Annotated in this window: 30 protein-coding genes and 1 tRNA gene; 18 read left to right on the plus strand and 13 right to left on the minus strand. The window is 32.9% G+C overall.

The genetic code is table 11. The features are described 5' to 3' along the window. Positions 1 to 9 precede the first annotated feature (9 nt). The 5 genes from ED556_RS10115 to ED556_RS10135 form a co-directional block, all read right to left on the minus strand. Positions 10 to 1320 (minus strand): ABC transporter permease, encoded by a 1311-nt coding sequence (locus tag ED556_RS10115; RefSeq protein WP_296323083.1) that lies wholly within the window; start codon positions 1318 to 1320, stop codon positions 10 to 12. Positions 1321 to 1322: 2 nt separating this feature from the next. Continuing rightward, on the minus strand, positions 1323 to 2249 hold the full coding sequence (locus ED556_RS10120) for an ATP-binding cassette domain-containing protein (protein WP_296323085.1): 927 nt from the start codon (positions 2247 to 2249) through the stop codon (positions 1323 to 1325). A gap of 250 nt (positions 2250 to 2499) precedes the next feature. Beyond that, positions 2500 to 3609 carry a molecular chaperone DnaJ gene (dnaJ, locus tag ED556_RS10125; RefSeq protein WP_296323089.1) on the minus strand — a complete coding sequence of 370 codons (1110 nt, stop codon included), beginning with the start codon at positions 3607 to 3609 and terminating at the stop codon, positions 2500 to 2502. A gap of 43 nt (positions 3610 to 3652) precedes the next feature. Then, positions 3653 to 4204 carry a nucleotide exchange factor GrpE gene (locus tag ED556_RS10130; RefSeq protein ID WP_296323092.1) on the minus strand — a complete coding sequence of 184 codons (552 nt, stop codon included), beginning with the start codon at positions 4202 to 4204 and terminating at the stop codon, positions 3653 to 3655. Positions 4205 to 4370: 166 nt separating this feature from the next. Further along, entirely contained in the window at positions 4371 to 4883 is a 513-nt protein-coding gene (locus ED556_RS10135; RefSeq protein WP_296323093.1) for a fasciclin domain-containing protein, read from the minus strand. Between the two features lie 131 nt (positions 4884 to 5014). Here ED556_RS10135 and ED556_RS10140 point away from each other — a divergent pair, with 131 nt between their 5' ends. The 5 genes from ED556_RS10140 to ED556_RS10160 are packed head-to-tail and all read left to right on the plus strand — an operon-like array spanning position 5015 to position 9368. Continuing rightward, positions 5015 to 5563 (plus strand): RNA polymerase sigma factor, encoded by a 549-nt coding sequence (locus ED556_RS10140; RefSeq protein ID WP_296323095.1) that lies wholly within the window; start codon positions 5015 to 5017, stop codon positions 5561 to 5563. Between the two features lie 3 nt (positions 5564 to 5566). Continuing rightward, positions 5567 to 6334 carry an anti-sigma factor gene (locus tag ED556_RS10145; RefSeq protein WP_296323098.1) on the plus strand — a complete coding sequence of 256 codons (768 nt, stop codon included), beginning with the start codon at positions 5567 to 5569 and terminating at the stop codon, positions 6332 to 6334. A gap of 17 nt (positions 6335 to 6351) precedes the next feature. After that, entirely contained in the window at positions 6352 to 6762 is a 411-nt protein-coding gene (locus tag ED556_RS10150) for a hypothetical protein (protein WP_296323100.1), read from the plus strand. After that, on the plus strand, positions 6763 to 7998 hold the full coding sequence (locus ED556_RS10155; protein ID WP_296323102.1) for a DEAD/DEAH box helicase: 1236 nt from the start codon (positions 6763 to 6765) through the stop codon (positions 7996 to 7998). It abuts the gene before it with no gap. A gap of 44 nt (positions 7999 to 8042) precedes the next feature. Beyond that, entirely contained in the window at positions 8043 to 9368 is a 1326-nt protein-coding gene (locus ED556_RS10160; RefSeq protein WP_296323104.1) for a hypothetical protein, read from the plus strand. Here ED556_RS10160 and ED556_RS10165 read toward each other — a convergent pair. Together ED556_RS10165 and ED556_RS10170 are read right to left on the minus strand one after the other, a co-directional pair. After that, positions 9365 to 9763, minus strand: a complete 399-nt coding sequence (locus tag ED556_RS10165; protein ID WP_296323106.1) for a hypothetical protein — start codon at positions 9761 to 9763, stop codon at positions 9365 to 9367. The two genes, ED556_RS10160 and ED556_RS10165, sit on opposite strands and share 4 nt — an antisense overlap. Next, positions 9753 to 10331 (minus strand): RNA polymerase sigma factor, encoded by a 579-nt coding sequence (locus ED556_RS10170; RefSeq protein ID WP_296323108.1) that lies wholly within the window; start codon positions 10329 to 10331, stop codon positions 9753 to 9755. The genes ED556_RS10165 and ED556_RS10170 overlap by 11 nt, the downstream gene beginning before the upstream one ends. A gap of 134 nt (positions 10332 to 10465) precedes the next feature. On the opposite strand from ED556_RS10170, the gene ED556_RS10175 reads away from it, so the two are divergent. Together ED556_RS10175 and ED556_RS10180 are read left to right on the plus strand one after the other, a co-directional pair. Next, positions 10466 to 10810, plus strand: coding sequence for a DUF6249 domain-containing protein (locus ED556_RS10175; RefSeq protein ID WP_296323111.1), 345 nt, complete (start codon positions 10466 to 10468; stop codon positions 10808 to 10810). An 88-nt stretch (positions 10811 to 10898) separates the two neighbouring features. Continuing rightward, positions 10899 to 11888, plus strand: a complete 990-nt coding sequence (locus ED556_RS10180) for a hypothetical protein (RefSeq protein ID WP_296323113.1) — start codon at positions 10899 to 10901, stop codon at positions 11886 to 11888. Here the strand turns inward: ED556_RS10180 and ED556_RS10185 are convergent, their stop codons facing one another. Beyond that, entirely contained in the window at positions 11889 to 12575 is a 687-nt protein-coding gene (locus ED556_RS10185; protein WP_296323115.1) for a M15 family metallopeptidase, read from the minus strand. A gap of 27 nt (positions 12576 to 12602) precedes the next feature. On the opposite strand from ED556_RS10185, the gene ED556_RS10190 reads away from it, so the two are divergent. The 10 genes from ED556_RS10190 to ED556_RS10235 all read left to right on the plus strand — a co-directional run bounded on the left by ED556_RS10190 (position 12603) and on the right by ED556_RS10235 (position 19278). Then, positions 12603 to 13208, plus strand: coding sequence for an alpha-ketoglutarate-dependent dioxygenase AlkB (locus tag ED556_RS10190; RefSeq protein ID WP_296323117.1), 606 nt, complete (start codon positions 12603 to 12605; stop codon positions 13206 to 13208). Positions 13209 to 13568: 360 nt separating this feature from the next. Continuing rightward, a complete protein-coding gene (locus ED556_RS10195; RefSeq protein ID WP_296323118.1) occupies positions 13569 to 14501 on the plus strand; it encodes an alpha/beta hydrolase in 933 nt (310 codons plus the stop codon). A gap of 298 nt (positions 14502 to 14799) precedes the next feature. Then, positions 14800 to 15660 (plus strand): SPFH domain-containing protein, encoded by an 861-nt coding sequence (locus ED556_RS10200; RefSeq protein WP_296323119.1) that lies wholly within the window; start codon positions 14800 to 14802, stop codon positions 15658 to 15660. Position 15661: 1 nt separating this feature from the next. Then, positions 15662 to 15841: a hypothetical protein gene (locus ED556_RS10205; protein WP_296323121.1), complete on the plus strand. Its 180-nt coding sequence runs from the start codon at positions 15662 to 15664 to the stop codon at positions 15839 to 15841. Continuing rightward, positions 15834 to 16316: a hypothetical protein gene (locus tag ED556_RS10210; RefSeq protein ID WP_296323123.1), complete on the plus strand. Its 483-nt coding sequence runs from the start codon at positions 15834 to 15836 to the stop codon at positions 16314 to 16316. Before ED556_RS10205 ends, ED556_RS10210 begins: the two co-directional genes overlap by 8 nt. Before the next feature lies 1 nt (position 16317). Further along, entirely contained in the window at positions 16318 to 16476 is a 159-nt protein-coding gene (locus tag ED556_RS10215) for a DUF4177 domain-containing protein (RefSeq protein WP_296323127.1), read from the plus strand. After that, positions 16476 to 16982, plus strand: a complete 507-nt coding sequence (locus tag ED556_RS10220; protein ID WP_296323129.1) for a hypothetical protein — start codon at positions 16476 to 16478, stop codon at positions 16980 to 16982. Before ED556_RS10215 ends, ED556_RS10220 begins: the two co-directional genes overlap by 1 nt. After that, entirely contained in the window at positions 16975 to 17142 is a 168-nt protein-coding gene (locus tag ED556_RS10225; RefSeq protein ID WP_296323133.1) for an Arc family DNA-binding protein, read from the plus strand. The genes ED556_RS10220 and ED556_RS10225 overlap by 8 nt, the downstream gene beginning before the upstream one ends. A 62-nt stretch (positions 17143 to 17204) precedes the next feature. Continuing rightward, positions 17205 to 18515, plus strand: coding sequence for a DUF819 family protein (locus ED556_RS10230; RefSeq protein WP_296323136.1), 1311 nt, complete (start codon positions 17205 to 17207; stop codon positions 18513 to 18515). 49 nt (positions 18516 to 18564) lie between these two features. Continuing rightward, positions 18565 to 19278, plus strand: coding sequence for a DUF4369 domain-containing protein (locus tag ED556_RS10235; RefSeq protein WP_296323138.1), 714 nt, complete (start codon positions 18565 to 18567; stop codon positions 19276 to 19278). A 289-nt stretch (positions 19279 to 19567) separates the two neighbouring features. On the opposite strand, the gene ED556_RS10240 is transcribed toward ED556_RS10235, so the two are convergent. The 5 genes from ED556_RS10240 to idi form a co-directional block, all read right to left on the minus strand. Then, positions 19568 to 19641: transfer RNA gene (locus ED556_RS10240), tRNA-Thr, on the minus strand. 49 nt (positions 19642 to 19690) lie between these two features. Next, positions 19691 to 19960, minus strand: a complete 270-nt coding sequence (locus ED556_RS10245; protein ID WP_296323141.1) for a hypothetical protein — start codon at positions 19958 to 19960, stop codon at positions 19691 to 19693. Positions 19961 to 20032: 72 nt separating this feature from the next. Next, positions 20033 to 20998, minus strand: a complete 966-nt coding sequence (locus ED556_RS10250) for a type I phosphomannose isomerase catalytic subunit (protein WP_296323751.1) — start codon at positions 20996 to 20998, stop codon at positions 20033 to 20035. 9 nt (positions 20999 to 21007) lie between these two features. Beyond that, positions 21008 to 21415: a 6-carboxytetrahydropterin synthase gene (locus tag ED556_RS10255; protein WP_296323144.1), complete on the minus strand. Its 408-nt coding sequence runs from the start codon at positions 21413 to 21415 to the stop codon at positions 21008 to 21010. Further along, complete coding sequence (gene idi / locus ED556_RS10260; protein WP_296323146.1) at positions 21412 to 21936, minus strand: isopentenyl-diphosphate Delta-isomerase; 525 nt, start codon at positions 21934 to 21936, stop codon at positions 21412 to 21414. Before idi ends, ED556_RS10255 begins: the two co-directional genes overlap by 4 nt. A 244-nt stretch (positions 21937 to 22180) precedes the next feature. On the opposite strand from idi, the gene ED556_RS10265 reads away from it, so the two are divergent. Then, entirely contained in the window at positions 22181 to 22534 is a 354-nt protein-coding gene (locus ED556_RS10265) for a fructose 1,6-bisphosphatase (protein ID WP_296323151.1), read from the plus strand.

A 22534-nucleotide genomic window follows, 5' to 3' on the forward strand; every position in this document is an offset into this window, starting at 1 on the left:
AAACTGTAATCAGTATTTTAACCATTTAATGATTGATTTATAAGACGGTTTCTTACCATACATTAGTATACCAACACGATAAATCTTTGCTGCAAACCACACTGTAAAAGTAAAAGTTCCGACTAATAACAATAAGCTAACCACCTGTTGCCAGAGTGGCACACCAAAAGGAATACGCATAAGCATAACAACCGGCGAAGTAAATGGTATAAACGAAAATACTGTAGATACGGTACCATGAGGGTCTTCAATCACGGTAAAAACACCAACATATACTGCTAATATAAGCGGCATTAATATCGGCAACATAAACTGTTGAGTATCGGTTTCATTGTCTACTGCTGCTCCAACCGCCGCATACAAAGAACTATACAATAAATAACCGCCAACAAAGAATAAAATGAAAGCGATGATTAAATTGGTTAGTGGTAAATTTTGAAAAGACTGTACAGCTAAAGTGATCTCATTTTGAATCTCAGAATTTTGTAAAGCCTGCTGAACCATTTCTTGCTGTTGGGTTTGTGAGGCTGTCAAATCAATCCCAAAAATTACACTTAGGACTGTTGACAGTATTCCTAAAAGTATAATCCAAATTGCAAATTGTGTAATCCCTGCTAAAGACGTCCCAATTATTTTACCCATCATAAGTTGAATGGGCTTTACAGATGAGATAATGATTTCAATAATTCGGCTGGTTTTTTCCTCAATAACACTACGCATTATCATATTGCCATAAATAATTATAAACATGAATAAAAGGTAACCTGCGATACCTCCAAATGCAAGCTTTAATACATTATCTATTTTAGAACTTTTCTCACCGTCAAAGGTTTCTTGGTCTATACGAACATTAGCTTTGGTTGCTTTTATTTGTTCCGTATCTAAACCATTAGCTATAAGCTTTAAATCTCTGAGTTTACGTTCTATCTTATTTTCCAGACCAGAAATTATAGTTAATGAAGGTGAATCTTCTGAGAAAAATTTAACTGTTTCCGAAACAGATTCTAAATCACCTTTACCTATATACAGTAAACCATAATACTCTTCTTGCTTGACATCTGATTTAGCCTTATCTAAAGGTATATCATTAATGTACTTATAGGTAGTATTGTCTGTATTCTCAAAAACCGAAGTAAACAATCCTGACTCATCTAAAATGGAAATTGTTCGCTTCTTATTATTATTTATTTGGGATAAATAAGCTACTACTGCGATTAAAGCAATCATTATTAACGGACTTAAAAACGTCATTATAATGAAAGACTTATTCTTAACTTTAGTTAAGTACTCACGTTTTATAATAAGTGGTAAATGATTCATTACTAATTGTTTTGTACCGTTTGAATAAATATATCGTTAGCAGACGGAATAACCTCTACAAAATGATGCACTTCTGCTCTTGAGGATAAAAATGATAATAAGTCATTAGAAGATGTACCTGGTTTAATTTTAACATTTAACTTAATATCATCATAGACATTTTTAAATGTTGCTGGTAACACTTCGAACTTGCTTTTAATCTCTTCAATAACGCGCTTACTATCGTTAGATTGTAAGCCGACTTCAAAAGTATTAGACTTATACTGGCGCTTTATATCTATAAGGTTTCCATCTAATATTTTATTGGATTTATGAATTAGCGCTATATGGTCACATAGTTCCTCTACAGACTCCATTCTATGGGTAGAAAATATTACTGTAGCGCCATCTTCTCGCAGTCTTAAAATTTCATCTTTGATAAGATTAGCGTTTATTGGGTCGAATCCAGAAAAAGGTTCGTCAAAAATCAAAAGCTTAGGACGATGCAGTACAGTTACTATAAACTGTATTTTTTGAGCTTGTCCTTTACTGAGCTCTTGAATCTTTTTATTCCACCAATCACCAATTTCAAACTTATCAAACCAAATCTTAAGCTGTTTTTTTGCATCGGATTTAGACATTCCTTTAAGTTGCGCCAGGTATAAAGCTTGTTCACCAACTTTCATAGACTTATATAATCCTCGTTCTTCTGGCAAATACCCTATATCTCTTATATGTTCAGGTTGCAGATTTCTTCCATCTAATAAGACCTTTCCTTCGTCTGGAATCGTAATTTGATTAATTATTCTAATAAGTGTAGTTTTTCCTGCTCCGTTAGGTCCAAGTAAACCAAAAATACTTCCTTTAGGTACGGCGATAGAAACTTTATTTAAGGCTCTAAAATTTCCAAAATCTTTAGAAACAGAATCTGCAATAAGCAATTCACTCATAAAATACAGTTACATTGAAGTTATTAGGTGCGTAAATATATTAAATGTTGCACTGAATATGACACTAAAAACCAATATATATAGAATTGAAAAAAAGTTAAACAAAATCAGCCAAAATGCTTAAAAAAACAAAACCCACCCTTATTACTAAATAAGGATGGGAAAAAATTGCTATGAAAAAGAAAAATTATCGCCAATTAGCATTAGCGATAGTTCAAATATACTCTTTTTTATGATATAGCCTTAAATTTTAAGAAAACATATCTTTCACTTTTTCAAAAAATGACTTGTCTGAGCTTTCCGGTTTTGGCGAAAAATGCTCGTCTTCTCTCATTTCTTCAAAAAATTCTTTTTGCTTTTTGTTTAATGTTTTTGGTGTCCAGACATTAACATGAACCAATAAATCACCTTTACCATAACCATTAATACTTGGAATTCCTTTTCCTCTTAGGCGTAGTATTTTACCAGACTGCACGCCTTGCTCAATTTTAATTCTCACTTTGCCTGAAACTGTGTCAATTTCTGTAGAAGAACCTAAAACAGCGTCTGGTAAACTTACATACAAGTCGTAGTGTAAATTATCTCCTTCACGTTTTAAGGTTTCATGCTCTTGTTCTTGTATTGCTACTAACAAATCTCCAGAAATCCCGTTACCTGGAGCTGCATTACCTTTTCCTGTTACTTTCAGCTGCATACCATCAACTACACCAGCAGGTATTTTTACAGTTACCGTCTCTTCTTCAGAGATAAGTCCTTGCGCATCTGCATTACTAGGTCTTTTATCTATAATCTGACCAGCACCATTACAAGTAGGGCAAGTAGAGGCAGTTTGCATACGTCCTAAAATGGTATTAGTAACTCTTGTAACTTGCCCTTGTCCATTACAAGTATTACAAGTCTTATACGTCACACCATCAGCTTGAACTTTGCGTTTTACTTTTATTTTTTTCTCAACACCAGTAGCAATTTCTTCTAAAGTAAGTTTAACTCTAATACGTAGATTACTACCTTTTACAACACGACGGCCGCCACCGCCAAATCCACTAAAACCTCCGCCACCAAAAGCGCCGCCAAAGATATCTCCAAACTGACTGAATATGTCATCCATATTCATACCGCCGCCTCCAAAGCCACCACCTTCAAAGGCTTGGTGACCAAATTGATCATAGCGTGCTTTCTTATCAGTATCGCTCAATACCTCATAAGCTTCAGCTGCCTTTTTAAACTTTTCTTCTGCATCTTTATCATCAGGATTTTTATCTGGATGATATTTAAGCGCCATTTTACGGTAGGCCTTTTTTATCTCAGCTGCTGATGCACTTTTGTCAACTCCTAATATATCGTAAAAATCTTCTTTCATATTTACTGCCTAATTAATTGGCTATCTTTATAGTTAGTAGTCATTATTGTTGACCGATTACAACTTTTGGAAAACGAATTACTTTTTCACCAAGTTTGTAACCATGCTCAATAACATCAATAATTTTGCCCTTTAAATCATCGCTTGGTGCAGGTATTTGTGTAACAGCTTCGTGGTCATCTGCATTAAAATCGTCACCCTTTTTGATTTCAATCTTTGTTAATCCTTTTTGCCCTAAAGTGTTAACTAGTTTATTATAGATTAATAATACACCTTTACGAAGTTCTTCAGCTTCTTTATCTTCTTCAATATGCATCAATGCACGCTCAAAGTCATCTAAAACTGGAAGAATGGCAACCATTACATCCTGGCTAGCCGTTTTAAATAAATCTAATCGTTCTTTGTTGGTTCGTTTTTTATAGTTTTCGAACTCAGCAAACAAACGCATAAACTTATCTTTCTCGGAAGCTAACTCATCCTGTAATTTCTCTTCAGGAGTTTGTTGTATTTCCTCCTTTTCTTCTATAGTTTCAGTAGCAGTTGCATCTACCTGATTATTTTCTATGTCTTCTTGTTTTTTGTCTTTCTTACTCATTGTATTGATGATTCTTTTTAAATCTTCGATTTACAGATGGCAAAAGTACTGCCATTAATGAGAAAATGTCAAAATGTCACAAGTATTTTTTTTAAAATATTTATACCAATAAAAAACACCCACTTTTCAGCAGGTGTTTCTCTTTTCCATAGCAGTTTAACCTAGCCTATTTAGGCATAACCACTGTGTCAATTACGTGAATAACACCATTATCAGCCTTTACATCTGTCGCCACTATTTCACTGTAATTACCGTTTTGGTCTTTAATCCAGATTTTGCCATTTTTAGACATTACTGTTAATACTTGACCGTTAAGTCCTTTCACTTCAACCTTACCGTTGTTCTTTTTTAAGGCTGCTACAACGTCGCTAGCCATTAATTTAGCTGGTACAACGTGATACGTTAATACATTTGTTAAAGCTTTTTTGTTTTCTGGCTTTAATAAATTACCAAGAGCCGCTTTATCAATCTTTCCAAATGCTGCATTTGTTGGTGCAAATACTGTAAATGGTCCGTCACCTTGTAATGCTGATACTAAATCTGCAGCTTTTAATGCTGTTACTAATGTTGAGAAATCTTGGTTGCCTACTGCAACATCTACAATTGTTTTTTGAGCTGTCGCTACGTTACTAAATGCTAACGCTACTACTGTTGTAAAAATGAATACTAACTTTTTCATAATTGTTTGTTTTAAATTTTTTGGTTAAATATTTAGCACCTGTTTTGTTTTTATGTGCTTTCAACTATATTTACACAAGCCCATAAGCCTTGGATGAACAGATGGCTTTTTTTGGCAAATCTTTAACACAAATGCAAGAAGACGCACTTTTAATACAACAACTTAAAAACAAGGAAGAACGTGCATTGTCATTGCTTTACGATAAATATTCTGGGGCGTTGTATACCATGATTTTAAAAATAGTTAAGGACGAAGGTGTTGCTCAAGATGTATTGCAGGAAACATTTATTACCATTTGGGATAAGTCTGATCAATACAACCATTCTAAAGGGCGTTTTTACACTTGGGCATACCGTATTGCGAAGAACAAAGTGTTAAATTTAATACGAAAGCGAGAAATACTCATCCAAAAGGATGATTTAAGTGTATATAAAATTGAGGATGAACCTAAAAAGACAGATGAGGATATCACAAAACTAAAAGGCGCTATTTTGAAACTCGAAAAACACCATCAAAAGGCCCTTGAATTAGTTTACTTTCAAGGTTTAACTCATAGAGAAGCTTACAAAGAAATGGATGTACCTCTTGGCACATTTAAGTCGTACATTCAACAGGCTTTAAAACAATTAAGACAGATTTATGGTAAAGCTATCATAGTTTTAATTTTAATATCACAATAGAAGATGAAGATGACAAAGGAAGATATCATAAAAGAAGGATTACTCGAACAATATGTTCTTGGCGAGCTTAACGAAAAAGAAGAAAGTATTATTGAGCAGTTGCGTATTTCAGATTCTGAAATCGCAGCGCTTTTAGATGACATTGAACTTAATTTTGAAAACCTTGCTCAAGAGAATAGTATTAATCCACCAGAGTTTGTAAAACGGAATGTGCTACTAGGCATTAAAAAAACCGAAACTAGTACATCTGATAGTTCAAAATTATGGTTGAGAGTTGCTGCAGGTTTCGCAGGATTATTTTTGTTAGGCAATATTTGGTTGTATTCTGAAATGGGTACGATAAAGAATGACTTAAAAATTGTTTCAGAACAGAATGAATCTTTGCAAAAAGACCTAAACAACATTACTCAAGATTATGTTGTTGTTAAAAATTGGAATGATGAATTATCCAATCCTGATGCACAACAGTATATTTTAAAAGGCAATACATTATCTCCTGAAACCAAGATTGTGAGTTTTGTAAATCATGAGAATAAGTCTGTAATTATTAATACTCAAGAACTACCAGAACTAGACAAAGATCATGATTACCAGATGTGGGCAGATGTTGATGGCGAAATGATAAATATGGGAGTAATAGCAAAAGATAAAACCTTGATGGCAATGACCTATATTGAAAACGCCGAATCTCTAAATGTTACTATAGAACCGCTAGGTGGCAACGATCACCCAACCGTTGAACGTTTAATAACTAATGTGTATTTGGATTAAATTTTTAATAGCATTATATGAACGAAGCCATTGAAAGCAAACTGAGAACATTTCAAATTTTATATCTAGTTAAAGGTATCCTAACACTTGTGTTTTCTTTATTCTTCGTGTTATATGCAGGTTTGGGTATGACGTTTAAGACTATTTTTGAAAATACGAGTACTGAAGATTTACCTTTTAATCCAGGTTCAATTTTTGTTATTATTGGTATTATTGGATTTATCATCTGTGTTTCAATTGGAATTGTAACGTTATTAGCATCGAAATACATCAAAGAACGTCGCCAATATAACTTTATCTTTGTGGCAGCATTTTTAAATTGCTTAACTGGCATTTTGGGTATTTTACTTGGAGTATTTACGCTTATAGAAATAACCAAACCTGAAACTAAAGCAATGTTCTTATCTCTAGAAACCGAAATCAACTAAATGTCCTTCAAAGACCTAAAACTTAACAAACCACTATTAAAAGCTATCGCCGAATCTGGTTATGACGAACCAACTTTGATTCAAGAACGTTGTATTCCTCCAATTTTAGATAAAAAAAATGTAATTGCCTCTGCCCAAACAGGAACAGGAAAAACTGCAGGTTTTGCACTACCAATATTACAGTTATTATCAGATAAACAAGATGCACCGAAACGGCAAAAAAAAATTCGCTCGCTAATTGTTAGTCCTACTAGAGAATTAGCTGTTCAGATAAATGAGAATTTTAAAACCTACGCGAAGTATACTAACTTGCGTTCGTCTGTTCTATTTGGTGGCACATCTATTGAACCACAAATTGACATACTTAAAAAAGGAATAGATATTCTGATAGCAACTCCAGGTAGACTTTTAGATTTGCATAAACAAGATTATGTAAATCTAGATCATGTTGAAGTCTTTGTGCTTGATGAAGCTGACTTGATGTTAGACATGGGGTTTATTGATGATATTAAAAAGATTGAACGCTTATGCCCAACTCACAAACAAAGCCTCCTTTTTTCAGCCACAATACCATACAAAGTTGAACAGCTTGCAAATTCAATCTTAGCAGAACCAATTCGTATCGATGTTACGCCTGAGAATTCGAGCATAAGCAGTATAAATCAAGTACTATATTACGTACCTAAACGCAATAAAATTGAGCTATGTCTTCATTTATTAAGGAATACTGTAAAAGGGAGAATTTTAATATTTAGACGTACCAAATTTGGAGTTGATAAGCTTGAAAAAACACTTCTTAAAAATGGCTATAAAGCAGATAGTATTCATGGCGACAAATCTCAAAGCGATAGGCAAACAGCACTTAATAAGTTTAAAACTGGGTACGTAAAAATTTTAATTGCTACAGATGTAGCAGCAAGAGGAATCGACATTAGTGAATTAGATGCTGTCATTAATTTCGATTTGCCTAGCGTTCCAGAAACCTACATTCACCGTATAGGCCGAACTGGACGCGCAGGAAATATTGGAGCAGCTTTCTCCCTATGTTCTGCTGATGAAAAGAGCTACATTAAAAAGATTCAAGAGGCCATTAACGTGCAAATTCCTATTGAAACTGAACATCCCTATCCATTAGACCCAAAGGCAAAACCTATAGTACACAAAAAGAAAGGTAGCAAGTACAAAAAAGGACGTAAAGGTTCTGGCTCAAAAAAGAAAAAGAAGCGCTGGTATTAAATATATGATTATATTTAGTTTTTAATGCCAACTAATACAACCACATGAGCAAAGATTACAATAATCCTGCTTTCAAAAAGCTTTTAGAGAAGTTACAAGAAGAAAGCTGGCAATTAGAATTACTAATATCCGGTTTTGCAATATTTGGATTGTTTACAGCTTATGAGCCTATAATTATGTACCATAGCGAATCTATTGCTACTGGACAAGAGTATCAAAGAGCTGTATTTACGGTAGCAAGGATTTCTTGTATTATATTAATATTTAGCCTACTCATCCATGTCTTACTCAGAGGTATATGGATAGGTGCATTAGGACTTCGTTATGTTTCTGGAGAAATAGACTATGAAGAACTAAATTATAGTGAGAAATTCACCAAGTACCTAAAGAAAAAAGTAGGCTCTTTTGATAAATATATTGCCACTTTAGAAAACTACTGCAGTATTATATTTGCTGCCTCCTTTCTTCTAATATTTTATGTCTTAGCTATGACCTTTGTAATTATTACAATTGGGTTTATCGCCAACAATATACTAAGTAGTGATTTTTTACCTGACTGGATGATCGCCGTAATTGGCATACCGCTTATGTTATTTGTCGTGATAGGTATGATACTCACCTTTATCGACTATGTTACTCAGGGGTTTTTGAAGAAAAAGAAATGGATATCAAAGATTTATTTTCCATTTTATTGGGTGTTTAGTTTTATAACGCTGGCCTTTTTATATAGACCCATTGTTTATAATTTCTTGGATAATAAGTTTGGAAGGCGTTTTAGCATGTTGCTACTGCCCTTATTTATTATTATCGCTATCTCTTTCTCTTTAGAGTATAATTTCTCGAATTATTTCAGTACTGAAAACCAATCCAATGATTACATTTCTAATAGAGAAAACTATGAAGATTTGCTAGATGAGAAATCAGGATTTGTCGACAATGTTGTCATTCAATCTAAAGTGATAAAAGAGAACTATATCAAGGTATTTGTGCCTTATTCTGAACGTATTGAAAATAGAGTATTCGCATTTAATGAAGGTCTAAGACCAGAAAAAGATATTCGTGGTTTAGATACCGACATCATTGTTTTTAGTAATGGTAATAATGTGAGAAATAGAGACAGTCTAAGACGAGAATATTTGTCAACCTTTAATAAAATTTATTACACCAAAATTGATACGACAGTAGTTGATTCTGAATTTATTGTTAGCCAAACTAAAAAAGGTACTCTGGGTTTTGAGACGTTCTTATCAATTGAGGGACTACCGAAAGGCAAGCATGTATTAGAGTTCAAAAGAATGGGGTTAAACCGTAATAACGACACTGTATATTTTGGCATACGAAAAATACCGTTTTGGTATTTTCCTAACTAAAATTGTATTCTCTTATTGACATAAGATTTTAGGAAGGTTACTTGCAGGCCTATCATTACAGCTAACACTACCATAGCGTACATCAACTTCTTAGGAAATGTAAAATTTAAGTCATTTAAAGGATTCAACTTTATTTGCGACAAATTTAAGAGTTCTGAAACTCTTGAATCTGATTCTCCTTGGTTTAGGAAGACATATATTAAAAGCGCTATGAGAGATATAATTACAACGCCCCAAACTTTTTTAGATATTAAAGGTTTGTAAGCAGTAATACGTGATTTGACCTCTAACTTTTCTACAATAGCATTTGTAAAATCTACTGATGGTTTATCTAATGTATCATCAGCCATAAGCCTGTCTATAAATGCTTCAAGTTTCTTTTCATTAGGTTCCATAACTACTTATTTTTTCTGTCTTTAGATGCTTTTCTAAAATTACAGCTAATTTTTTTCGAGCTCTAAAAAGTTTCACTTTTATTGTATTAGATGAAGCTCCAATTATTTCAGACATTTCATCTAATGATAATTCTTCAAAATAGTAAAGTGTTAATATATAACTATCATCACTAGGTAACATTTCAATACATTGTTTTATAAGGTTAGATTTTTCTGTTTTAATCATTCCTTCTAAAGCGTTATCTACAGATTCTAGTTTATTAAAACTAAATTCATCAATAGGAACATCATTAAAATGTTTCTTATTCTTTTTTATTCTATCTAAGCAGGTGTTATAAGTCACCCTATAAATCCATGTAGAAAATTTAGAATCTCCTTTAAATTTATTTAATGACCTATATACCTTTATAAATGCGTCCTGCGCAACCTCTTCTGCCTCTTCTCTGTGCTTCATCATACGTAACGACAATGTGAACACTAAATCCTTGTAACGGTCTACCAACTGCCCATAGGCACGATGGTCGCCATCAATAATAGATTTAATAAGTTGATTGTCGTTAGTGGTCATTTATATTTAAGACGACCAAATAGTAAGTTAGGTTACAGAAATAAAAAAAAATAAAAAATGCTGTAACCTAATTTTAAAACTTGTCGTCATAAGCTATGAACACATTAAAAATAATCAATTAAATAACAAACATTATGGATGAAGATATTTTAATACCTATCAGTCTATTTGCAGCAATTTTCGGAATCGTTTACTTATACTTTTCTACAAGAAATAAAGAAAGACTTGCATTAATAGAAAAAGGAGCTGACGCTAGTATTTTTAACCTTGGAAAGCGAACAGGTTCATCTTGGAAAGTTGTGGTTCTAAACTTAGCTTTTCTTTTAATGGGCATCGGGTTAGGTGTCTTTATAGCTAATATTTTAGACACGTATTCTGGTTTAGACGACGAAGCTGTATATCCTGCCATGATATTCTTAATGGCTGGTGTAGGACTATATGTAGGCTTCACACAAACTAAAAAAGCATTAGAAGACTAAACAAATCAATCAACCCAATTAAAAACGCCGCTATCATAATTATTGATAGCGGCGTTTTTTGTGTTAAGAAAAATGTATCTTTAATATTATGTTGAAACAACTTAACCTCATCCTATGCTTCATAATTGTATTGCAAAGCGAAGCACAAATTACAATTATTGACTCCGAATCTAAACTGCCTGTATCTTATGCCTCTGTTTCTTTTGGCAACGGAAATGGAATTGTAGCCGATAATGAAGGCTATTTTCTATTTACAAAAAAACTTTACCCAGATATTGATTCACTTTTTATTTCAGCATTGGGTTATAAGGACTTATCTATAGCTTCAAATAATTTAAAAACTGAATTATTTCTACGACCTCAAGCGGATGAGTTAGATGAGGTTATTATTGGTGTAAAACTCAATAAGACAACGAACAAAAAATACAAAACCACAAGTCTTAAACCATATCTAGATGATGATTATTACTCGTGTTGGTTACCAACTATTGAGTCTGAAATAGCCGTTTATTTCCCAAATAAAAGTGAAAAACTAAAACGTATTGCAGCAGTAAAATTCCCTATTGCACTTGAGTCTAAGGATTGGAAAAAACGTAAGCGAGCCAATAAGGATAAAAAGAAATTTTCAACGCTATTTAAGGTTAATCTTTATGAATATAAAGATGGCAAACCTGGGAAAAATTTAAATACCAATACTATTGTTTTTCGAGCTACCGAAACAGATGGTGATTATTACAATCTAGACATTAGAGAAGAAGATATTGTAATGCCGAAAGAAGGTGTGTTTGTTTCTCTACAAGTTTTAGGGTATACAGATAAGAATGGTAAACTATTGCCTAACAAAAAATACAAGGAAATAAATGGAAAAAATGGGATTGTAAAAATACCAACCAATTTTAGGCCACTTTTACCATTTACAGGTGAAATTAAAGAACATCGAACCTATGTGAAACGTGTATTTATAAATGGAAATAACTGGGTGTTATTTAAGAACGGCAATGGGTTTTCGTCAACATTACTTGGAAAAGGACTAAACAATTACGGTATAGGTTTGGATTTGGATATATTTAAAGACTAATCACTCCGCAATTTCAAAATTAAAAAAAGTATCAGGAAATGGTTCACCTCTGAGTGTAAAATGCCACCATTCTTTTGGGTAATTTCTAAATCCAAATTTTAACATGACATCCTGAAGTTTTTTCCTGTTTAGCTTTTGTTGTTCAGTTATATTTTGATAATCAACCCAAGAAGCTTCCCCAAAAAAATCGAAGGCACTTCCCATATCTAGAGGAATTCCCGTCTCGCCACTGATAATAGTTAAGTCCACAGTACTACCTCGGCTATGACCAGACTTGCTAGCTATATAACCTTCTTTAAATAGATTTCGTTTTTTAACATCCGGATAAAACTCAGACTTTTTTAATGTATCATTAATCTGTCTTGCCCAACGTACAAAATGATTTACAGCACGCTGTGGTCTATAACCGTCGTAAACCTTAAGACACAAGTTTTCGTTCTGCAAATAATCATGTACAAGCTTCAATTGTGTTGCAGCAGCTTTTGTAAGGTATAAGGTGTTAGACTTATATCCTTCAATAGTATCTCCAACAAAATTATGAGTAGAATAATATTTCAATTCCACATTTAAATCAGGAATAACTTCAGAAACTTTTATAAAGTCTTTTGGAATGGAATTATCTTGACGTACTGCTAAAAGAGAATAGCAGACTAACAAAAGAAATAAGCTATTTTTGTAAAACTTCATTTGAAGCTAATTTAGTTAAAAATAGTTATGGATTTGTTCTCAGAAACACATCAACCATTAAATCTTCCTGATGCTGAGTTAATTTACATCCCAAATTTCTTTTCTCAGACAGAAGCAGATAATTATTTTAATTCAATATTAAAACAGACAGATTGGCAACAAGATGATATTACTGTATTTGGAAAAACCTACAAACAACCAAGGTTAACTGCACTATACGGAAGCTCCTTAAGACCATATTCTTATTCTAATATTACAATGTATCCCAAACCGTTTCCAGGCTATATTCTGGATATAAAAAAGAGAGTAGAAAGTATTGCTCATCATGAATTCAATACAGTTTTGCTGAACCTTTACAGAAATGGAAATGATAGCAATGGCTGGCATTCAGATAATGAAAAAGAACTTGGAAAACATCCAATAATTGCATCGGTTACGTTTGGTGAAGAACGACCATTTCACTTTAAACATAGACAATTAAAAGAACAACGTCATAAAATAATTTTAAAACACGGTAGTCTTTTAATAATGAAAGGCACCATGCAATCGCATTGGTTACATCAGATAGCGAAAACAAGAAAGGTTATTGAGGAACGAATTAATCTTACTTTTAGAACTATAATAGGTATATAAAAAATGAGAAGTCGAGATCCCTCAATCTCGACTTCTCTAATTTGCTTTGATTTTATGCCGGTAGATTCGGGATTCCTAAGCCAACAACATAATGCAAATATTTAATTAATTAATCCATTGAACTAAAAACTAATTTAGTACTCGACAAATATAAACGGGGATTTTAAATTTACCGTTTAAAAACTCTATTTATCGATGAAATGCATAAAATTTTAACATTTATCCTTGAAAAACACGTTTTAATCGATGAAATGCACAAAAATTATCACTTCAAAAATTGAAAGAAATGTGAAAATAAAGTTCTAAATGAGAACAAAATTTTAAGCCTATATTAGCGTTACATAAGAAACATATTTAAAAATGAAGACAATTTCATATTTCATTTTACTACTATTCTCTTGTACTTTATTATCACAAGAACAAAAGTACTCAGACACAGAGGTAAGTATTACGCCGTTAATTGATGGTAGCCTACTCCTACCTGAAAATGTTTCTAAGCCTCCATTAGTTATAATTATTGCTGGTTCTGGTCCTACAAATCGTAACGGAAACCAAAATTTCTTAAAAAGTAATAACCTTAAAAAACTAGCGCATAGACTAGCGGATAATAAAATTGCTTCTTTTAGATACGATAAACGCATTGTAAAGCAAATAAAACTTGGTAAGGTAAATGTAAAGGATATGCGTTTTGATGATTTTGTCGATGATGCAAAAGCCGTAGTATCATATTTTCATGATAGCGATCAATTTTCTCGAATATATTTAATAGGTCACAGCCAAGGAAGCTTAGTTGCCATGTTAGCAACAGATGACAAAATTGATGGGCTTATTTCTTTGGCAGGCGCCGGACAAAACATTGGTGATGTCATAGTTGAACAGATTAATAACACCGCCCGACAATTTGCTGAAGAAACCAAGGTAGTTGTAGAAAAATTAAAAAAAGGAGAAACTACCACAGACTTTCCTCCTGCACTAGCTTCTATGTTTAATATGGATACACAACCATTTATGATATCTTGGATGGCATATGAGCCAACAGCAATTATTTCAGAATTAAAACTACCTATACTATTGGTTAATGGTACAAAAGACTTGCAAGTATCTGTAGAAGAAGCGAAGCTTTTAAGCGAAGCGAACTCCAATGCTGAATTAAAAATTATCGAAAACATGAATCACGTATTATTTACAATTGAAGGTGATAAACTAGAAAATTCTAAATCTTATAATGAAGCATTCAGAAAACTAAACCCAATAATGATTGAGGCTATTGTTTCATTTATTAACGAAAAATAAACTCCAAAATTTAAACATATTAAAAAAGCCGTTTCAGAATCGAAACGGCTTTTTTACTAACTAACCAACCAATCGTAATGAAAGCGTTTGTAGTATGTCGGTAACCAGCCGACTATCGCATAAATCATTACACTTACTTAATAACAAACCCCGTGCCAAACTTTTTTTCTGAAAAAATATTTTTTTAGTGTAACAATAAAATCTTTTTGCATACTAACAATTTAAATTATATCTTTATGATATCATTTTAATATCATATTGATTTTTAAAAAGATTAACCACTTAAATTATTTAGATCATGAAAGAAGAAAGAATCATTGTTCCTGCTAACGGCTATCTTATGTTATTTATATTTCTAGCGCTCTTCTTCGGAAGCATAGCATTAATACCTATATATGAAACGGTATGGCCAGCTATCGGAATCGTAACTGCATTAATTTTGGCATTTGGTTTTGTTATGGTTCAACCAAATGGATCACGGGTATTATTACTTTTCGGAAAATATGTTGGCACCGTTAAGAAAAACGGATACTACTGGGTCAATCCATTTTATACAAAAAAGAAAATATCACTTCGCGCTAGCAATTTTGACAGTGAGCGCTTAAAAGTAAATGATAAGCTTGGTAACCCTGTAATGATCAGCACCATTTTAGTATGGCGTGTTCAAAATACTTACAAAGCTGCTTTTGATGTAGACAATTACGAAAACTTTGTTCGTGTACAAACTGATGCTGCTGTACGTAAGCTAGCGAGTATGTATCCATACGATAACTTTGCAGATGAAGGTAAAGTTGAAGACATTACATTACGTTCTAGTGTAAATGAAGTTAGTAATGCTCTAGAAAAAGAAATTGACGAAAGACTTTCTATTGCAGGTATTGAGGTATTAGAAGCTCGTATTGGTTACTTAGCATATGCTCAAGAGATTGCGAATGCTATGCTTAAACGTCAACAAGCTACAGCAATTGTTGCTGCGCGACATAAGATCGTTGAAGGTGCAGTTAGCATGGTAGAAATGGCTATTGAAGAACTGAATAAAAATGAGGTTGTAGATTTGGACGAAGAACGTAAAGCTGCTATGGTCAGCAACCTTATGGTTGTTCTTTGTGGTGATAAGGATGCATCACCGGTTGTAAATACCGGAACATTAAGTCATTAATATGAATAAAAATCAAATACTTAGCATCGGTATAGGTAGTGCCATTGGCACTAGTATTGGTACTACCAATGGTGCTATTACAGGAAGTATTGCCATGGGTACGGTTTATGGCTCAATGATTGGAACCGTAATTGGCGTTGTACTTGCAATTTTAATTTTTAAAGACAATAAAGATGAATAAATCTAGCGAGCGCTTTATACTAGTGGACCGTTATTTGGATATATCTAACAATCAAATAAATATTATAGATAAAAAAGGAAGACGGATTAAAAATGAGTTATTTAGTAAAAACAATGGGTGGTTGATTGTTATTGGTGTTGTACTAACTGGCAATATTATAAGAAAATATACGACCGACTTTTCTGAAAAATTATCAGACTATATTTCTATAGGGTTACAAAGTTTGGGCTTAATTTTCATTATTAGTCTATCCGTCTATCTAGTGTTTAGACACAAATGGAGCAACTTAATTGAAATTGTAGAAATTTCAAAGATTGAAATTGATAGTGAAGACGAATTTGAATACGAAGTTTCATTAATTACAAAATCAAAAAGAACAAAAACATTAATATTTAGAAAACTAGAAAATCAGTTACAGCCATTTTTAGAGGCCATTAAAAAAAGAAATTCAAGAGTTTTAATAAACTATATTTAAGATGAAAGAATATAAAGTTATACACCCAAAATTAGGATTAAAAAATAGAGTTCAGAAATATGAAGATATATTGAATCAATATGCCAGAGAAGGCTGGGAAGTAAAACACATAGTACCAAATTCTTCAATGGTAATTTTGGAGCGAGATAAAAATAGATAATGAAAGCTTATAAAGAAGAACAACGCTTTACTCAACTATGGTTGATTATATTAGTCATTATAAGTGGCTTAGTACCTGCTGTAATTATTTTAGCGAGCTACTTTAAAAATCCTAATGCATTTACCGCCAGTGAGCTTATATTAATTATGGCTATTGTTCTGCTTGCATCGGGCTTTATCTTCTTCTTTAAGCTGACTACAAAAATTGATGAGCTAGGTATCCACTATAAGTTTTTCCCTATACATCTAAGATTTAAGATTATAAAATGGTCAGAGATAGACAAAGCTTACATACGTAAATATGATGCCCTAAGCGAGTATGGTGGTTGGGGATTAAAAGGTGGTGCTCTATGGAATAAAGCCAAAGGTACGGCTATTAATATTAGTGGTGATATTGGAATACAACTTGAGCTTAAAAATGGGAAAAAGCTCCTTATTGGTACCCAGCAAAAGGATAAGTCAGAACGTACAATAGAAACGTACAAACAAAAAATGAATCATGGCTAAGAAAAAAGCATTTGCATTAAGACTAAATGAAGATATGCTTAAAGCTATCGAGAAATGGGCTGCTGACGAATTTCGTAGTACAAATGGTCAGATAGAATGGATGCTAATGCAACACCTGAAACAGCATAAGCGTCAGCCCAAAAGAAAAGAAAAAGAGTGACTTTTATAGTCACTTTTTTTATGTCTTGATTTTTGTATTTTGCGATACAAATAACTAACTCAATGGAAAATATACCTCTAATTACTAACGATGCTATTGTATTTGGACTTTTAATGCTTACTCTAGGTTTTGTGTTTTACACAGAGTCTATAAAAACAGGATTCTGGTCAAAATTTTACAAAATCGTTCCTGGTCTATTTATGGCATATATGCTACCAGCTGTTTTAACTACAACCGGTTTAATTGCACCTGAATGGGAATCTACATCCGAAAGCGGTGAAATCGTAAAAGGAAGCTCTAATTTGTACTACATGTCGAGTCGATACTTATTACCTGCTGCGCTAGTACTTATGACATTAAGCATCGATTTAAAAGGAGTTTTTAATTTAGGATGGAAAGCTCTAGTCATGTTTTTTGCAGGTACCATAGGTATTGTTATTGGCGGGCCAATCGCTTTGCTTTTAATAGCCCAGTTGAATCCGGATTTAATTGGAGTTACTGGTCCAGATGCTGTTTGGAGAGGACTTTCTACGTTAGCTGGTAGTTGGATTGGTGGTGGCGCAAATCAAACCGCCATGCTTGAAATTTATGGCTACAACCAAAAGCTTTATGGTGCTATGGTATTTGTAGACATTGTAGTAGCAAATATCTGGATGGCCTTAATTTTAATTGGCATTGGCAAGCGTAATATTTTCAATAAGTGGCTTAAAGCAGACACATCTGCAATTGAAGACTTAAAACAAAAAGTCTCAACATTTTCTGAAAGTGTAAAACGAAATCCATCTCTAACTGATATTATGATCATTGCTGCCCTCGCCTTCGGAGCAGTAAGTTTTGCGCATTTATCTTCAGATTATTTGGCACCATTTTTTGGTGATTTTATAGGTGGAATAGAAAATCAGATGACTAGGAATGTATTTACATTTTTGGGCTCTAAATTCTTCTGGATGATTAGTATAGCCACACTAATTGCTATAGGTTTATCATTTACAAAAGCAAGAAATTATGAAGGTGCAGGAGCAAGCAAATTTGGTAGTGTATTTATCTATATTCTTGTTGCTACCATTGGCATGAAAATGGACTTAACACTAATCTTTGATAATTTTTGGCTCGTAGCCATTGGTATAATTTGGATGTCAATCCATGCACTAATTCTAATAGGTGTTGCAAAACTAATTAAGGCACCTTATTTCTTCCTTGCTGTAGGTAGCCAAGCTAATGTTGGTGGAGCAGCATCTGCGCCAATAGTAGCATCGGCCTTTCACCCATCATTAGCAACAGTTGGTGTACTGTTAGCAGTATTTGGTTATGCCGTTGGTACGATAGCTGCAATTGGATGTACAATTTTAATGCAAATTGTTGCTGGTGGTTAGTATTTGTAAATTCTAAATTAGATATTTGCCCAAAATTTACATCACCAATATGAAAGTCATTAAAAACAGTCTATTCATCTTTATAGCTCTTACGTTAATCGTTTCTTGTAGTAAAGAAAAAGAAAACAACTTTATACTTAAAGGGTCTATTAAAGACTTAAAAAAAGGTGTTGTTTATTTACAAAAAGATGGGGATTCTTCTGTCATAGATTTAGACTCAGTAGTTATAAAAGGACAACCAGAATTTTTATTAAGCACGACCATCGAAGAACCTATTCTTTTATATCTAAAACTTGAAAAAAATGATGGGCAAGAGCATTTTATCCCATTCTTTGCAGATGAAGGTGAAACTCAAATAAAAACCACATTAAAATCATTTAATACAAGCGCAGAAATTAATGGCGCTGAACAACAAAAAGTCTTAGAGGGTTATTTAACATTAATGGATGATTTCAAGAATAAGAATTTAGATTTAATAAAAGCTAATTACGAAGCCCTAAAACGTAAAGATTCTATTGCTTCAGATTCTATAGTAAAACAATCCGAACGGCTATTGCGATTAAAATACGCATCTACAATAAACTTTGCACTTAATAATAATGACAGCGAAGTTGCTCCATATTTAGCCTTATACGAAATACCAGATACCAGCATAAAATATCTCGATAGTATTTATAATAATCTTACAGACAGGATTAAAACATCTCATTACGGGAAAATTCTTGAAAAATCCATTTCTGATTTTAAGACAGAATTAAAATAATACCACTAAACAAAAAACTCCAAATAGACAGAACCACTTGGAGTTAGTAATTTAGAGCCGATAGAGGGACTCACTTCGACGACGCTCAGTATTAACTTCTCGTCCCAATTAATCTCAATAAAGACATTAAAAAACTCCAAATGGATACAACCATTCGGAGTTAGTAATTTAGAGCCGATAGAGGGACTCACTTCGACGACGCTCAGTGTAAACTTCTCGTCCCAATTAATCTCAGTAAAGACAATAAAAAAACTCCTAATGGAAATACCACTTGGAGTTATTAATTTAGAGCCGATAGAGGGACTCGAACCCACGACCTGCTGATTACAAATCAGCTGCTCTAGCCAGCTGAGCTATATCGGCAAAATTGAAGCGCAAATTTAATCTTCTAAATCAAATTTGCAAATCAATATTAACCTAACTTATTAATTTTTTCGATTAGCTCACGTCCTCTAGACTCGAGTTCGTTGTTAATTGATTTAAAGTGCGCTTTTTTATCTTCAGCGCTACGGTCATTAACCTTAGCAATTAAATCATCAAATGTTGCAATGGCTTCATCAATTATTGCATTACTTTCTTTAGTAGGCTTTTCTGCATTGGCTAATTCCCAAACATAAACTGCTTCTATAATATCACCCAACACATAATTTATGTCTTTTTTTAAATCTCTTTTGTTTGCCATAATGAATTTATTTTAAACCACAAAAGTAATAAATCCCTGTAATCTTTATTTCATTTTAATGAAGAATTGAACCTAAATGTACACCTCTAAAACTTCAGCATTTTTTGCTACTAAAGTGTACTCTTTTATGGAAGCAGGTATAAGAATAGTTTCACCTTTATTAACGGATTCTTTACCATCATTTGTAACTATATCTAATGCGCCATCTACGCATATATATATTATAAATGAGTCGAATGTGTTTTCCTTTTTTATAGCTGAATCTATTGCTAGATAATTAGTTGTAAAATACTGGCAACTCACCATTGGATTAGACCGGTTCTTGACTTTATCATAATCGACTCTAAAATCATCTTCCATATTAAAATCAATTGCATCTATGGCCAAATCATTATGCAACTCTCGTTGGTTACCCTTATCATCTACTCTATCCCAATCGTATACGCGATACGTAATATCACTAGTTTGTTGAATCTCTGCCAGCATAACACCAGCGCCTATAGCATGTACTCTACCAACTTCTATAAAATAAGTATCTCCTTTTTTTACTTTATCAAAATTTAAAATCTCTGTAAGGGTTTTGTCATTAAGATGCTGAAGGTATTTTTTTGGTGTAATTTTTTGATTAAAACCTACAATTAAATTGGCATTATCCTCAGCCTGTAAGACGTGCCACATTTCTGTCTTTCCAAAAGAATTATGACGCTCAGCCGCCAGTTTATCATTAGGGTGCAACTGAATGCTTAGATCTTGTTTGGCATCGATAAACTTTATGAGTAATGGAAACTTATTCCCAAATACAAGCCTATTCTTCTCTCCTAGCAACTCGGCGCCATAATTAGCAATAATCTGCTTAAGTGTTTTACCTTTTAATGCGCCATTGCTAATCGTTGACACATCGCCATCTACATCACTTAATTCCCAGCTTTCTCCTATATAATCTGAGTTTGATTTTTTTCCAAGGACCTGAGATAATTTTGTTCCACCCCAAATTTTTTCTTTCAAAATTGGATTGAACTTTAATGGATATAAAGGCACTTTATTCAACTAACCTGAGTATTTAACAAAGTTACGAGGTGTTTCGTATAGTGTAACTTCTAAGTCGAGCTTTGGATCTAACTTTGCTTTTATCTTATTATAGATGACGACCACTATGTTTTCTGCAGTTGGATTTAACTCTTTAAATTCAGGAACCTCAAGATTAAGGTTTTTATGATCAAAAGCATCTTCGACCTCGGACTTTATAATATCTTTTAAGATTTTCACGTCTATAACATAACCTGTTTCAGGGTCTATTTCTCCTGTAACGCTTGCAATGAGTTCATAGTTGTGCCCGTGAAAATGCGGATTATTACATTTCCCAAAAACTGCATCGTTTTTCTCAAAGCTCCAATCTTGACGATATAATCTATGCGCCGCGTTAAAATGTGCTTTTCTGGATACAGTTACTCTCATTGGGTAATATTAATATGTTCGTAAAACTTTTCAAAGATAATCTTAAACCAAGCTGTATACAAATCAGGGTTGTGTTCGATATCTTCTCTTACATCCTCAAGAGCCATCCATTTCCAATCAGCTACTTCTTCAGTGTTAATAATTGGTTCGTCGTTATAGTTTCCAATCATTATATGATCTAACTCATGTTCGGTTAACCCATTATCAAAAGGCGCTTTGTAAATAAAAGAAGTTGTTTCTTTTAACGATGTAACAAAACCCATCTCCTCTTGCAATCGTCTTCTTCCCGCTTCTAAATTGCTTTCACCATCACGCTGATGACTGCAGCATGTATTTGTCCATAAACCAGGAGAGTGATATTTATGAAGTGCACGTTGTTGAAGCATGAGTTCATTTTTATCATTGAATATAAATACTGAAAATGCACGATGCAAAACTGCTTTTTCGTGAGCTTCTAGTTTTGGCATTAGACCTATTTTCTCGTCTTTTTCGTTAACGAGTATTACCTGTTCTTCAATCATAACGCAAAATTAAGGCGTATATTTATATATAATTATAATGATTTCATAAAAATAGCCGTTTAAAAACTAAACAATTACAAATCATTATATGAAATTGCCTCTTATTCATAATTAAATGTATACCTACACTTATGCAATATTAATATGGCAATAGATTTCATTTTTAATGTAAGTATTTTCTTATTTTTAAAGCTATTATATTAGGTAATGTTTTTCTATATTGCAATTTACAAACGTATCGACTATGAAAACTAAGACAAATGGTAAGTTAAATAATACTAAAAAAGAGGCAGAAGTTTCAAAATTTGAAGCTATAAAGGATATTCTTTTTGGTGAAAATATTCAAAATTACGACCAAGAGTTCGAGTCTGTAAAAAAAGACATCTTAAATAAGAGACAAGAGCTTTTAGATTTAATAGCTGACACCAAGACTGAATTAGATACCGCTATTGATAATTTATCCACGGATTTAAACATTAGAATTACTGAGTTAGATGATAAACTTCAGAATAGTATGGAACTTTTAGAAGACAACAAAGTTAGTAAAAAAGTTCTTGGTGACCTCTTTATTAAGCTGGGCAATAAACTAAATGATTAA

It is taken from the genome of Winogradskyella sp., from assembly GCF_003712105.1.
Taxonomy (GTDB): Bacteria; Bacteroidota; Bacteroidia; order Flavobacteriales; family Flavobacteriaceae; genus Winogradskyella.

What these genes read in the sequence shown, in the direction of transcription:
- ED556_RS10115 (WP_296323083.1), bottom strand. Translation starts at nt 1,320, where the DNA reads ATGAATCATTTACCACTTATTATAAAACGTGAGTACTTAACTAAAGTT.
- ED556_RS10120 (WP_296323085.1), bottom strand. Translation starts at nt 2,249, where the DNA reads ATGAGTGAATTGCTTATTGCAGATTCTGTTTCTAAAGATTTTGGAAAT.
- dnaJ (WP_296323089.1), bottom strand. Translation starts at nt 3,609, where the DNA reads ATGAAAGAAGATTTTTACGATATATTAGGAGTTGACAAAAGTGCATCA.
- ED556_RS10130 (WP_296323092.1), bottom strand. Translation starts at nt 4,204, where the DNA reads ATGAGTAAGAAAGACAAAAAACAAGAAGACATAGAAAATAATCAGGTA.
- ED556_RS10135 (WP_296323093.1), bottom strand. Translation starts at nt 4,883, where the DNA reads ATGAAAAAGTTAGTATTCATTTTTACAACAGTAGTAGCGTTAGCATTT.
- ED556_RS10140 (WP_296323095.1), top strand. Translation starts at nt 5,015, where the DNA reads ATGCAAGAAGACGCACTTTTAATACAACAACTTAAAAACAAGGAAGAA.
- ED556_RS10145 (WP_296323098.1), top strand. Translation starts at nt 5,567, where the DNA reads ATGAAGATGACAAAGGAAGATATCATAAAAGAAGGATTACTCGAACAA.
- ED556_RS10150 (WP_296323100.1), top strand. Translation starts at nt 6,352, where the DNA reads ATGAACGAAGCCATTGAAAGCAAACTGAGAACATTTCAAATTTTATAT.
- ED556_RS10155 (WP_296323102.1), top strand. Translation starts at nt 6,763, where the DNA reads ATGTCCTTCAAAGACCTAAAACTTAACAAACCACTATTAAAAGCTATC.
- ED556_RS10160 (WP_296323104.1), top strand. Translation starts at nt 8,043, where the DNA reads ATGAGCAAAGATTACAATAATCCTGCTTTCAAAAAGCTTTTAGAGAAG.
- ED556_RS10165 (WP_296323106.1), bottom strand. Translation starts at nt 9,763, where the DNA reads ATGGAACCTAATGAAAAGAAACTTGAAGCATTTATAGACAGGCTTATG.
- ED556_RS10170 (WP_296323108.1), bottom strand. Translation starts at nt 10,331, where the DNA reads ATGACCACTAACGACAATCAACTTATTAAATCTATTATTGATGGCGAC.
- ED556_RS10175 (WP_296323111.1), top strand. Translation starts at nt 10,466, where the DNA reads ATGGATGAAGATATTTTAATACCTATCAGTCTATTTGCAGCAATTTTC.
- ED556_RS10180 (WP_296323113.1), top strand. Translation starts at nt 10,899, where the DNA reads ATGTTGAAACAACTTAACCTCATCCTATGCTTCATAATTGTATTGCAA.
- ED556_RS10185 (WP_296323115.1), bottom strand. Translation starts at nt 12,575, where the DNA reads ATGAAGTTTTACAAAAATAGCTTATTTCTTTTGTTAGTCTGCTATTCT.
- ED556_RS10190 (WP_296323117.1), top strand. Translation starts at nt 12,603, where the DNA reads ATGGATTTGTTCTCAGAAACACATCAACCATTAAATCTTCCTGATGCT.
- ED556_RS10195 (WP_296323118.1), top strand. Translation starts at nt 13,569, where the DNA reads ATGAAGACAATTTCATATTTCATTTTACTACTATTCTCTTGTACTTTA.
- ED556_RS10200 (WP_296323119.1), top strand. Translation starts at nt 14,800, where the DNA reads ATGAAAGAAGAAAGAATCATTGTTCCTGCTAACGGCTATCTTATGTTA.
- ED556_RS10205 (WP_296323121.1), top strand. Translation starts at nt 15,662, where the DNA reads ATGAATAAAAATCAAATACTTAGCATCGGTATAGGTAGTGCCATTGGC.
- ED556_RS10210 (WP_296323123.1), top strand. Translation starts at nt 15,834, where the DNA reads ATGAATAAATCTAGCGAGCGCTTTATACTAGTGGACCGTTATTTGGAT.
- ED556_RS10215 (WP_296323127.1), top strand. Translation starts at nt 16,318, where the DNA reads ATGAAAGAATATAAAGTTATACACCCAAAATTAGGATTAAAAAATAGA.
- ED556_RS10220 (WP_296323129.1), top strand. Translation starts at nt 16,476, where the DNA reads ATGAAAGCTTATAAAGAAGAACAACGCTTTACTCAACTATGGTTGATT.
- ED556_RS10225 (WP_296323133.1), top strand. Translation starts at nt 16,975, where the DNA reads ATGGCTAAGAAAAAAGCATTTGCATTAAGACTAAATGAAGATATGCTT.
- ED556_RS10230 (WP_296323136.1), top strand. Translation starts at nt 17,205, where the DNA reads ATGGAAAATATACCTCTAATTACTAACGATGCTATTGTATTTGGACTT.
- ED556_RS10235 (WP_296323138.1), top strand. Translation starts at nt 18,565, where the DNA reads ATGAAAGTCATTAAAAACAGTCTATTCATCTTTATAGCTCTTACGTTA.
- ED556_RS10245 (WP_296323141.1), bottom strand. Translation starts at nt 19,960, where the DNA reads ATGGCAAACAAAAGAGATTTAAAAAAAGACATAAATTATGTGTTGGGT.
- ED556_RS10255 (WP_296323144.1), bottom strand. Translation starts at nt 21,415, where the DNA reads ATGAGAGTAACTGTATCCAGAAAAGCACATTTTAACGCGGCGCATAGA.
- idi (WP_296323146.1), bottom strand. Translation starts at nt 21,936, where the DNA reads ATGATTGAAGAACAGGTAATACTCGTTAACGAAAAAGACGAGAAAATA.
- ED556_RS10265 (WP_296323151.1), top strand. Translation starts at nt 22,181, where the DNA reads ATGAAAACTAAGACAAATGGTAAGTTAAATAATACTAAAAAAGAGGCA.